The following is an 11427-nucleotide window of genomic DNA, read 5'->3' as shown; positions in this document are numbered from 1 at the left end:
GTGCGCACGGCGCACCCTACGGTGTCATTTGGTCTCGTTGAACAGCTCGCGGCCGATCAGCATGCGGCGGATTTCGCTGGTGCCGGCGCCGATCTCGTAGAGCTTGGCGTCACGTAGCAGGCGACCGGCCGGGTATTCATTGGTGTAGCCGTTGCCGCCGAGCAACTGGATGGTGTCCAGGGCCATCTTGGTGGCCATCTCGGCGGTGTAGAGGATCACCGCAGCGGCGTCCTTGCGCGATTCCTCGCCGCGATCACAGGCCTTGGCGACGTTGTACAGGTAGGACTTGGAGGCGTTCATGCCGGCGTACATATCGGCCAGCTTGCCCTGTACCAGCTGGAATTCGCCGATGGACTGCTTGAACTGCTGGCGCTCGTGCACGTAGGGCAGCACCACGTCCATACAGGCGCTCATGATCCCGGTTGGGCCGCCGGAAAGCACGGTGCGCTCGTAGTCCAGGCCGCTCATCAGCACGCGCACGCCACCGCCTTCGACGCCGAGGATATTCTCTTCCGGCACCTCACAATCCTCGAACACCAGTTCGCAGGTGTTGGAGCCGCGCATGCCCAGCTTGTCCAGCTTCTGGTGGCGGGAGAAACCCTTGAAGTCGCGCTCGACGATAAAGGCGGTCATGCCGCGCGAGCCGGCGTTGATGTCGGTCTTGGCGTAGATCACGTAGGTGTGGGCGTCCGGGCCGTTGGTGATCCACATCTTGTTGCCGTTGAGCACGTAGCGGTCGCCGCGCTTTTCCGCACGCAGCTTCATCGACACCACGTCGGAGCCGGCGTTGGGCTCGCTCATGGCCAGGGCGCCGATGTGCTCCCCGGAGCACAGCTTGGGCAGGTACTTGTGCTTCTGCGTCTCGCTGCCGTTCTTGTGTATCTGGTTGACGCACAGGTTGGAGTGCGCGCCGTAGGACAGCCCCACCGAGGCCGAGGCACGGCTGATTTCTTCCATGGCCAGCACATGCGCCAGATAGCCCATGTCGGTGCCGCCGTACTCTTCCTTGACCGTCATGCCGAGCAGGCCCATGTCGCCGAACTTGCGCCACATGTCCATGGGGAATTCGTTGTCACGATCGATCTGCGCGGCGCGCGGCGCCAGCTCGTTCTGGGCGAACTGGTGCACCGAGTCGCGCAGCATGTCGAGGGTTTCGCCGAGGCCGAAGTTGAGGGTGGGGTAGCTCATGGGGTCACCTGCGATTGTTCTTGTAGTGGGGCGATTACGCGGTCGTTTCGGCCAAGGCAGCGAGACAGCGCTCCTCGGCGGTATCCAGTTCCAGCTGCATCTGCTGGATATCCAGTAACTGTTGTTCAAGCTGCAGACGGCGCTCGGCGATCTTGCCCATGAAGGTCTCCAACTGCTTGCGGCTGCCGGTTTCCGGGTCGTACAGCTCGATCAGCTCGCGGCATTCGGCCAGCGAAAAGCCGATGCGCTTGCCGCGCAGGATGAGTTTCAGCGTCACCTTGTCCTTGGCGCTGTAAACGCGCTCCTGACCGCGCCGCTCCGGGGCGAGCATGCCTTGCTCCTCATAGAAGCGGATGGCACGTGTGGTGATGTCGAGCTCGCGAGCCAGATCGGAGATGGAGTAGGTGGTTGCCATGGTCATTGCTCGTTTACCTTTACGTTAACGTAAACCTGTGCAAATCTGCCTGTCAATCTCACTCCACAACAATCACAGAGGTTGAGCATGCGTATCGACGAATCCGTATTCCTGATCAGCGGCGGCGCCTCTGGTCTTGGCCTGGCCACCGCCCGTGAACTGGTCGGGCAGGGCGGCAAGGTGGTGCTGCTGGATATCAACGCAGAAGCAGGCCAGCAGGCCCTTGCCGAACTGGGCGCCAACGCCCGTTTCGTGCGTGCCGATATCACTCGCGAAGAGGATGGTCGCGCTGCAGTGGCGCAGGTTCTGGAGGCTTTCGGTGCTCTGCACGGGTTGGTCAATTGCGCCGGCGTGGCGCCAGCCGAGAAGGTGTTGGGTCGCAACGGTGCTCATGGCCTGGACAGTTTCCGCCGCACTGTCGAGGTAAACCTGATTGGCAGCTTCAACCTGCTGCGCCTGGCGGCCGAGGCCATGGCGCAGAACGCGCCGAACGTTGAGGGCGAGCGTGGGGTCATCATCAATACCGCCTCGGTGGCGGCGTTCGACGGGCAGATGGGGCAGGCCGCCTATGCCGCCTCCAAGGGTGGTGTCGCGGCACTGACGCTGCCGGCGGCGCGTGATCTGGCGCGCTCCGGCATCCGCGTGATGTGCATTGCCCCCGGTGTATTCGAGACGCCAATGATGGCCGGTATGCCCCAGGAGGTGCGTGATTCGCTGGCGGCCAATGTGCCGTTCCCGCAGCGCTTGGGGCGGCCCGACGAATACGCCGCACTGGTCCGGCATATCGTCGAGAACACCATGCTCAATGGCGAACTGATCCGTCTCGATGGCGCGCTGCGCATGGCGGCTAAGTAGCGGGCTCTAGCTTTTGTGGGAGCGGCTTCAGCCGCGAAGTAAATGACGCAGCGTTCGCGGCTGAACCCGCTCCTACCGCCAGAACATGGCCCGGACGCGATCCGGGAATAACGCAGATCAGAAGGTGAAACTCATGAAACAGCAACTCGACCCCGTCGTCATCGTCAGTGCAGTGCGCACGCCCATGGGCGGCTTCCTTGGTGATCTGGCCGGCCTTACGGCGGCCGAGCTGGGCGCCGCTGCCATCCGCTCGACCCTCGAGCGTGCCGGGCTCGCGGCTGAGGCAGTGGACACGGTACTGATGGGCTGCGTGTTGCAGGCTGGCCAGGGTCAGGCACCCGCGCGCCAGGCGGCGTTGGGCGCAGGGCTGAGCCAGGCCGCTCAATGCACCACGCTGAACAAGATGTGTGGCTCCGGTATGCAGGCACTGAGGCTTGGTCATGACCAGTTGCTCGCCGGCAGCGCCGATGTGCTGGTGGCCGGCGGCATGGAGAGCATGTCCAACGCGCCCTACCTCCTGGCGCGTGCCCGCAGTGGCTATCGCATGGGGCATGGCCAGGTGCTCGACCATATGTTCCTCGACGGTCTGGAGGACGCCTACGAGCGTGGTCGGTTGATGGGCACCTTCGCCGAGGATTGTGCGCAGCAGTATCGCTTCAGTCGTGAGGAGCAGGATGCCTATGCCCTGGAGTCGCTGCGTCGCGCCCAGCAGGCGATAACGGATGGCAGTTTCGCCAGCGAGATCGTCGCTGTGGAGGCGCCGCAGGGGCGTGAACGGCGTCAGGTCGGCACCGATGAGCAGCCGCCCAAGGCTCGCCCAGACAAAATCCCCGGCCTGAAACCGGCGTTTCGCGAGGGCGGTACGGTCACGGCGGCCAATGCCAGTTCCATTTCCGATGGTGCCGCCGCGCTGCTGTTGATGCGCTTGTCCGAGGCTCAGGAGCGTGGCCTGGCGCCGCTGGCGCGTATCGTCGGGCATGCTGGCCACGCCCAGGCACCGAACTTGTTCACCACTGCCCCGGTGGCAGCGATCCAGCGTCTGCTGGCGCGTATCGAATGGGCGCTGGAGACGGTCGATCTGTTCGAGATCAACGAGGCCTTCGCCGTGGTGCCGATGGTGGCCATGCGTGAATTGGGCATCGATCACGCCAAGCTCAACGTGCACGGTGGCGCCTGCGCCCTTGGCCATCCCATCGGTGCGTCCGGCGCACGCATCCTGGTGACGCTACTGGCGGCGCTGCAGCAGCGGGGTCTCAAACGTGGCGTGGCGTCCGTGTGCATTGGTGGCGGTGAGGCCACCGCCGTGGCCATCGAGTTGTATTGACTACCTACGCACTTGACTTGTGGGAGGGGCTTTAGCCGCGACAGTCGCAGCTGAAGCGCCTCCCACAGACTGACTGAACCGCACTACCGGAGCCAGCCATGCTGCCCAACGAAGAAGACATCCTTATCCGTGACATGGCCCGCCAGTTCGCCCAGGAACGGCTGAAACCCTTCGCCGCTGACTGGGACCGCGAGCATCGTTTCCCTGCCGAAGCCATCGCCGAAATGGGCCAGCTGGGTTTTATGGGCATGCTGGTGCCGCAGCAGTGGGGCGGTGCCGAAACCGGTCACCTGGCTTACGCCATGGCCCTGGAAGAGGTGGCAGCTGGCGATGGCGCCTGCTCCACGATCATGAGCGTGCACAACTCGGTAGGCTGCATGCCGATCCTCAAGTACGGCAGCGAGCAGCAGAAACAGCGCTTTCTTCGCCCGCTGGCCGAAGGCAGCATGCTTGGCGCCTTCGCCCTGACCGAGCCGCAGGCCGGCTCAAATGCCAGCGACCTGCGTACCCGCGCGCGGCGCGATGGCGATCACTATGTGCTCAATGGTGCCAAGCAGTTCATCACCTCCGGCAGCCACGCCGGCATGGTGATCGTCTTTGCCGTTACCGACCCGCAGGCGGGTAAGAAAGGCATCAGCGCCTTTATCGTGCCGACCGATGCACCCGGTTTCTCGGTGGTGCGGGTGGAGGACAAGCTCGGCCAGCATGCCTCCGACACCTGCCAGATCCAGTTCGACGAGGTGCGCATTCCGGCCGATCTGCGCCTCGGCGAGGAGGGAGAGGGCTATCGCATCGCCCTGGCCAACCTTGAAGGCGGGCGCATAGGCATTGCCGCGCAATCGGTGGGCATGGCGCGGGCCGCGTTCGAGGCGGCGCGTGATTACGCCCACGAGCGGGTGACCTTCGGCAAGCCGATCATCGAACATCAGGCGGTGGCGTTTCGCCTTGCTGATATGGCCACGCAGATCGCCGTCGCACGGCAGATGGTGCATCACGCTGCCAGCCTGCGCGAAGCTGGGCAGCCTTGCCTGACCGAGGCGTCGATGGCCAAGCTGTTCGCTTCGGAAATGGCCGAGCGGGTGTGCTCGGCGGCGATCCAGACGCTAGGCGGTTATGGCTACCTGAAAGATTTTCCGGTCGAACGCATCTACCGCGACGTGCGCGTGTGCCAGATCTACGAGGGCACCAGCGACGTGCAGCGGATGGTGATCGCACGCAGTTTCTAAGCTCAAGGTGCGTACCCGGCGCACCTGTGCCCTGTCTAGGGCTCGATGCTTTCGAGCAATTGCAGTGCCAGGCGTACGCGCTCGGCATTCGGGTAGTTGCGGTTGGCGAGTATCACCAGGCCGGTATCGCGCGCCGGAAGCAGCAGGATGTAAGCGCCGAAGCCGTTGGTCGAGCCGGTCTTGTTCAGCAGCAGGTCACCTTCGGCTGGCTTGGGCACACTGAAACGCGCCACGCTCTGCGGTTGCAGCGCCATTTCGGCGGAGTTGCCGGCCTGCAGTTTCTTCAGACTGATGGGGTATGCGTAGCGCTCCCAGCCCAGGGCCTGAGTCATGTCGCCGACCTGGTAGTAGCCGCGATGGGTTGAGCTGATCGCCTGGCGCAGTGGTGCGGGTAATTGATCCGGGTGCAGGTTGGCGTCGATGAAACGCAGCATATCGGTGGCGCTGGATTTCAGCCCGTAGGCTTCGGCATCCAGTGCGCCGGGAGTCACGCGCACCGCCTTGTCGTCGCGGTAGCCCCAGGCATAGTGCTCCATCTGCTCGGCCGGTATACGGACGTAGCTTTCCTGCATGCCCAGTTGTGGCAGCAAATCCTGCTCCATCAAATGCTGAAACGGCTTGGCCAGACTGGCCGTCGCCAGGTGGCCGAACAGACCGATGCTGGGGTTGGAATACAGGCGTCGCGTGGCGGGCGGATACACCGCCTGCCAGTTGCGGTAGTAATCGAGTATTTGCCGTTCGCTACCGACCGCATCCGGGAATTGCAGCGGTAGGCCGCCAGCGGTGTAAGTGGCCAGATCCAGCAGGCTGATGTGGTCGAAGGCGCTGCCGCGCAGGGCTGGCAGGTACTGGCTGGCGTTGTCGCTGAGGTTCAGCGTGCCGCGGGCTTCGGCGTAGGCGCCGAGGGTGGCGGTGAAGAGTTTGCTGATCGAGCCCAGCTCGAACAGGGTGTGGCGATCCACCGCCTGGCCGCTTTCACGGGAGGCCACGCCGTACTCGAAGAAATGCGACTGCCCCTTGTGGCTGATGGCGATGGCCATGCCGGGAATGGCATAGGTCTGCATCATCGACTTCGCAGCGGCGTCCACCTGTGTTTCCAATGAAGGCGATGCCGGCGCCTGGCTGGCGGCCAGCAGAGTCAGCGCGGCGAACAGGGGGCGATACAGGTGGCGCATGTTGAGTTCCTTTCGTGGCTGGCCGATGCCGGCCCGTTCGGGGTTCGGGCAGGGTGGCAAATGTATGGCTTGGGCCGATTCTTCGAGCAAAGGTTCAGGGCCGCACGCCCTGTTCGCGCAGGCGCTTGTACAGGGTATTGCGGCTCAGGCCAAGGTGGCGGGCCAGGTAGGAGATATTGCCGCCGCATGCCTGGTACTGGCTGGCCAGGTCGCCATCATCCTGCTCGAGATGCGCGGGCAGGGGCGCCTCTGTTGGCAGATCGAGGAAGAAGTCATCTGGCAGGTGTTCGGCGCGGATAGGCTGGTCGTCGGCCATGGCCAGCGCCACGCGCAACACGCTACTGAGCTGGCGCAGGTTGCCCGGCCATGGGTGATGCTGGAACAGCTCCAGCACTTCGCGGCTGATACCTGCATGTTGGTCAGGTTCGCGATGCTGCTCCCAGAGTTTCTGGAACAGCGCCTGCTTGTCACTGCGCTCACGCAGTGGCGGTAGTTCCAGATTCAGGCCGCTGATGCGGTAGTACAGGTCGGCGCGGAACTGGCCGCTGTCGACGTCCTGGCGTAGCGGGCGGTTGGTGGCGGATACCAGGCGTACATCCACCGGATGCAGCTCGCTGCTGCCCAATGGCTGTACGCAGCGCTCCTGCAACACGCGCAGCAGCCGCGCCTGCACACGCAGCGGCATATCACCGATCTCATCGAGAAACAGGATGCCCTTGTGCGCCTTGCGGATCAGGCCGATATGACCCTTCTGGCTAGCGCCGGTAAAGGCGCCTTTCTCGTAGCCGAACAGTTCCGACTCCACCAGCTCCGCTGGAATGGCCGCGCAGTTGACCGCGATGAAGGGTTTATCGGCGCGTGAGCTGGCGCGATGTAGCGCCCTGACGAAAACCTCCTTGCCGGCACCGGTTTCGCCCTGCACCAGGATCGGGATGTCCTTTTCCAGCAGGCGCTCGGCCTGGCGGATTGCCTTTTCCATGCGTGCGTCACCCATGCTCAGTGCATGCAGATGAGGCTCTTGTGGCGTGCTCTGCGCAACCTGCGGACGGAAGTCACGAGGCTGAATGGGGGCCGGTCGGGCAGGGCGTCGTACCCGTGCGTGAAAGCGAAAGTGGCCGCTGGTGCGCAGGCTGAACGGCTGGCCGTCCGGCTGATTGAGCAACTGCTGTAGAGGCACGTCGAACAGTTGCTCGATGGCGCCGTAGGTCAGCGGCTGGCCGAGCAGATTGTCGGCGCGGCGGTTGGCCGACACCACGTGGCCCTGTTCGTCGAACACCACCAGGCCGGCCCAGGGGCTGTCGAGGTTGTCGAGGCTGGTATTGAAGCTGAGCAGGTGGTACTGGTCGGCGAACAGCTTGAGGATCAGGCGGTTCTCCACCGACTGGCTCATCATCTTGACCATGCCCAGGGTATGCGCCGGCGGCAGGTAGCTGTCGCTGGACACGTCGAGCACGGCGATCATGCGCCGCTGTTCGTCGAAGATCGGCGAGGCCGAGCCGGTCATGAAACGGTTGGCCTTGAGGAAGTGTTCATCGTGCTGGATGTGCACGGCCTGGCCGCAACTGAGTGCGGTGCCGATGGCGTTGGTGCCGGTGTAACGCTCCAGCCAGCTGGCACCGGCGATGAATCCGGCGGCCTGGCGTGGTTCGATGAAGCGCTGGTCGCCCCAGGATTGCAGCAGTCGGCCCTGGTCGTCGGCGAGCATGATCAGGCAATTGGAGTTGGACAGGATGGTGCCGTAGTAGGGCAGCACTTCCTGGTGAGTGGTCTGCACCAGGGCCTGGCGGCTTTCCAGCAGCGCCGAAAGATCGCCTGGCGCCGGAGGATCGAAGCGGGGCACGCTCTGATGGGTCAGGCCGTAGTCACGGCAGCGCGACCAGGACTCCTGAATGATGGCGTCATGCGCCGGTGCGCGGGCAGCTTCTGTCATGGTGCGATCTCTTCTTGTTGGTTCGCGATCTGCGCCGCGATCGATCCAGTTTCGTTCAAGCCTGTTCAAAGTCAACGAACGAATTGTTCAGTTGTTCACATTCGACTGTTCAAAAGTGTTCAGTAGAAAACCTTCGCTGCACCGTTCTTTGGCGGATTTTCGATTCTGATCAACGAGATGCGTTGTTTTTTGTGGGGCTGGCACGCTTGTCGCTATCGATGTTCGCAATCGAATGGCACGACAAGAAAAAGGACAGGCCATGTCGCTCAAGCTCGAACACGTCACCCGTATCGTCGACGGCCAGGTGCATATCGACGATGCCTGCCTCAGTTTCGAACCCGGCTCCTTCAACGTTCTGCTCGGCCGTACGCTGGCCGGCAAGACCAGCCTGATGCGCCTGATGGCCGGGCTGGATCGGCCCAATAGCGGCCGCGTGCTGATGAACGGCGCCGATGTCACCGGCGTGCCGGTGCGCCAGCGCAACGTGTCGATGGTCTATCAGCAGTTCATCAACTACCCGACTTTGACGGTGTTCGAGAACATCGCCTCGCCACTGCGCCAGGCCGGTGTGGCCAAGGAGCAGATCGTCGAGAAGGTCGAGGCCACCGCGCGCATGCTGCGCATCGAGAAACTGCTGTCGCGTTATCCGCTGGAGCTGTCCGGCGGCCAGCAGCAGCGCACGGCCATGGCCCGGGCGTTGGTCAAGGACGCCTCGCTGATTCTCTTCGACGAACCGCTGGTCAATCTCGACTACAAGCTACGCGAAGAGCTGCGCCAGGAAATGCGCGAGCTGTTCCAGGCGCGCCATACCATCGCCATCTACGCCACCACCGAACCCAACGAGGCGCTGGCCCTGGGTGGCACCACCACCATCCTGCATGAGGGGCGGGTGGTGCAGAGTGGCAAGACCGCCGAGGTCTACCACCGTCCGCAGCAGGTGCTGGCTGCCGAGCTGTTCTCGGAGCCGGCGATCAACCTGATGCCGGGGCGTATCAGCGGCTCCGAGGTGAGCTTCGCCGACTGCGTGCATTTTCCGCTCAATCCCGATCTGCGCGGCATCGCCGAGGGCGAGTACCGTTTTGGCGTACGCCCCAGCCATATCGGCCTGGTGCCGTCCAACGACGATGACCTGGAGCTGGCGGTAACGGTTGAGCTGGCCGAGATCAGCGGCTCGGAAACCTTCCTGCATGTGCGCAACGAGCAGTTCGTGCTGGTGCTGCACCTGCCTGGGGTGCACGAGTACGCGGTGGACACGCCGATCCTGATCTACATCCCGACCCACAAGTTGTTCGTCTTCGCTGCCGATGGGCAGTTGGTGCAGGCGCCCAGTCGTCGTCAGGGGAGGGCCGCCTGATGGCCGAGATTCGCTTGCACAACCTTGCGCACAGTTACAGCGGCACGCCGAAAACGCCGGAAGATTATGCGATCCGCGAAATGAACCATATCTGGCAGCAGGGCGGCGCATACGCGCTGCTGGGGCCGTCAGGCTGCGGCAAGTCGACGTTGCTCAACATCATCTCCGGCCTGCTCAGCCCGTCGCAGGGCGAGGTGCAGTTCGACGGCAAGGCGGTCAACAGGCTGTCGCCGCAAGAACGCAACATCGCTCAGGTTTTCCAGTTCCCGGTGGTCTACGACACCATGACGGTGTTCGACAACCTGGCCTTCCCACTGCGCAACCAGGGTATGGATGAAGCCCGGGTGATGAGCAAAGTGCATGAAATCGCCGAGGTGCTGGAGTTGCATCCGCTGCTGCACAAGAAGGCGCGCAACCTTACCGCCGACGAGAAGCAGAAGGTGTCGATGGGCCGTGGCCTGGTGCGCGACGACGTGTCGGCGATTCTCTTCGACGAGCCGCTGACGGTGATCGACCCGCACCTGAAGTGGAAGCTGCGGCGCAAGCTCAAGCAGATCCACGAGCAGTTCAACATCACCATGGTCTACGTCACCCACGATCAACTGGAGGCCTCCACCTTCGCCGACAAGATCGCAGTGATGTACGGCGGGCAGATCGTCCAGTTCGGCACCCCGCGCGAGTTGTTCGAGCGCCCCGGCCATACCTTCGTCGGCTATTTCATCGGCAGCCCAGGCATGAACCTGATCGACGTGCAGCGCTGCTCGGGCGGGGTGCGCTTCGCTGATACGGTGCTGCCGCTTTCCGAGGCGCTCAACCAGCGTCTGGCCGAACTGGACGGCAAGCGTCTGCAGGTGGGCATTCGTCCCGAGTTCGTGCACGTCTGGGATGGCGCCTATGAAGACGCGCTGTGTGGCCGGGTGCTGCACGTCGAGGACCTCGGCACCTACAAGATCCTCACTTTCGACCTCGATGGCCAGGTGCTCAAGGCGCGCCTGCAGGAGGATCAGCCCGTGCCGCACGAGCAGGTCTACCTGAGCTTTCCGGCGCAGTGGCTGATGCTCTACGCCGACGACTACCTGGTGGAGGTGGCGCCATGAAGGTGCAGAACAACAAGGCCTGGTGGCTGGTGCTGCCGGTATTTCTGCTGGTGGCGTTCAGCGCCATCGTGCCGATGATGACGGTGGTCAACTATTCGGTGCAGGACATCTTCGACCCGGCCACGCGCTACTTCGTCGGCGTCGACTGGTATCGCCAGGTGCTGCAGGACCCACGCCTGCATGACTCGTTGCTGCGCCAGTTCATCTTCTCCGCCTGCGTGCTGCTGATCGAGATTCCGCTAGGGATTGCTATCGCTCTGTGCATGCCGACGCGCGGGCGCTGGGCCTCGCTGTGCCTGATCCTGATGGCAATTCCGCTGCTGATCCCATGGAACGTGGTCGGCACCATCTGGCAGATCTTCGGCCGCGCCGACATTGGCCTGATGGGCTGGGCGCTGAACAGCCTGGGCATCAGCTACAACTACGCGGCCAACACCATGGATGCCTGGGTGACGGTGCTGATCATGGACGTCTGGCATTGGACTTCGCTGGTGGCGCTGCTGTGCTACTCCGGGCTGCGCGCCATTCCCGACGTCTACTACCAGGCGGCGCGCATCGATCGCGCCTCGAACTGGGCGGTGTTTCGCCATATCCAGTTGCCCAAGCTCAAGAGCGTGCTGCTGATCGCGGTGATGCTGCGCTTCATGGACAGCTTCATGATCTACACCGAGCCCTTCGTGCTCACCGGCGGCGGGCCGGGCAACGCCACCACCTTCCTCAGCCAGACCCTCACGCAAATGGCTGTCGGCCAGTTCGACCTGGGCCCGGCGGCGGCTTTCTCGCTGGTGTACTTCCTGATCATCCTGCTGGTGTCCTGGCTGTTCTATACCGCCATGACCCACGACGACAAAACCCGCTGAGGC

Annotated in this window: 10 protein-coding genes; 6 read left to right on the top strand and 4 right to left on the bottom strand. The window is 63.4% G+C overall.

Annotation, left to right across the window (positions count from 1 at the left end):
• Window positions 1-24: 24 nt before the first annotated feature.
• Both RTH74_RS11795 and RTH74_RS11790 read right to left on the bottom strand, forming a co-directional pair.
• Window positions 25-1188, bottom strand: coding sequence for an isovaleryl-CoA dehydrogenase (locus RTH74_RS11795; protein ID WP_316914772.1), 1164 nt, complete (start codon window positions 1186-1188; stop codon window positions 25-27).
• A 34-nt stretch (window positions 1189-1222) separates the two neighbouring features.
• Window positions 1223-1603 carry a MerR family transcriptional regulator gene (locus tag RTH74_RS11790; protein ID WP_017676704.1) on the bottom strand — a complete coding sequence of 127 codons (381 nt, stop codon included), beginning with the start codon at window positions 1601-1603 and terminating at the stop codon, window positions 1223-1225.
• Between the two features lie 87 nt (window positions 1604-1690).
• Between RTH74_RS11790 and RTH74_RS11785 the strand changes: the two genes are divergently transcribed.
• The 3 genes from RTH74_RS11785 (at window position 1691) to RTH74_RS11775 (ending at window position 5008) form a co-directional block, all read left to right on the top strand.
• Complete coding sequence (locus RTH74_RS11785) at window positions 1691-2458, top strand: 3-hydroxyacyl-CoA dehydrogenase (protein WP_316914771.1); 768 nt, start codon at window positions 1691-1693, stop codon at window positions 2456-2458.
• Window positions 2459-2591: 133 nt separating this feature from the next.
• Window positions 2592-3782 (top strand): acetyl-CoA C-acyltransferase, encoded by a 1191-nt coding sequence (locus RTH74_RS11780; protein ID WP_316914770.1) that lies wholly within the window; start codon window positions 2592-2594, stop codon window positions 3780-3782.
• A 98-nt stretch (window positions 3783-3880) separates the two neighbouring features.
• Window positions 3881-5008 (top strand): acyl-CoA dehydrogenase family protein, encoded by a 1128-nt coding sequence (locus RTH74_RS11775; RefSeq protein WP_316914769.1) that lies wholly within the window; start codon window positions 3881-3883, stop codon window positions 5006-5008.
• A 35-nt stretch (window positions 5009-5043) separates the two neighbouring features.
• On the opposite strand, the gene blaPRC is transcribed toward RTH74_RS11775, so the two are convergent.
• Entirely contained in the window at window positions 5044-6183 is a 1140-nt protein-coding gene (blaPRC, locus tag RTH74_RS11770) for a PRC family class C beta-lactamase (RefSeq protein WP_316914768.1), read from the bottom strand.
• A 94-nt stretch (window positions 6184-6277) separates the two neighbouring features.
• Entirely contained in the window at window positions 6278-8113 is a 1836-nt protein-coding gene (locus RTH74_RS11765) for a sigma-54-dependent Fis family transcriptional regulator (RefSeq protein ID WP_316914767.1), read from the bottom strand.
• 259 nt (window positions 8114-8372) lie between these two features.
• On the opposite strand from RTH74_RS11765, the gene RTH74_RS11760 reads away from it, so the two are divergent.
• The 3 genes from RTH74_RS11760 to RTH74_RS11750 are packed head-to-tail and all read left to right on the top strand — an operon-like array spanning window position 8373 to window position 11424.
• Window positions 8373-9467: an ABC transporter ATP-binding protein gene (locus RTH74_RS11760; RefSeq protein ID WP_179544747.1), complete on the top strand. Its 1095-nt coding sequence runs from the start codon at window positions 8373-8375 to the stop codon at window positions 9465-9467.
• Window positions 9467-10564 (top strand): ABC transporter ATP-binding protein, encoded by a 1098-nt coding sequence (locus RTH74_RS11755; RefSeq protein WP_106732432.1) that lies wholly within the window; start codon window positions 9467-9469, stop codon window positions 10562-10564. Before RTH74_RS11760 ends, RTH74_RS11755 begins: the two co-directional genes overlap by 1 nt.
• Window positions 10561-11424: a carbohydrate ABC transporter permease gene (locus tag RTH74_RS11750; RefSeq protein WP_013715269.1), complete on the top strand. Its 864-nt coding sequence runs from the start codon at window positions 10561-10563 to the stop codon at window positions 11422-11424. Before RTH74_RS11755 ends, RTH74_RS11750 begins: the two co-directional genes overlap by 4 nt.
• Window positions 11425-11427: the final 3 nt, after the last annotated feature.

Origin of the sequence: Pseudomonas sp. zfem001 (assembly GCF_032621725.1) — a bacterium.
GTDB lineage: Bacteria > Pseudomonadota > Gammaproteobacteria > Pseudomonadales > Pseudomonadaceae > Aquipseudomonas > Aquipseudomonas sediminis.
This window is presented reverse-complemented; position numbering and strand designations above follow the sequence as displayed.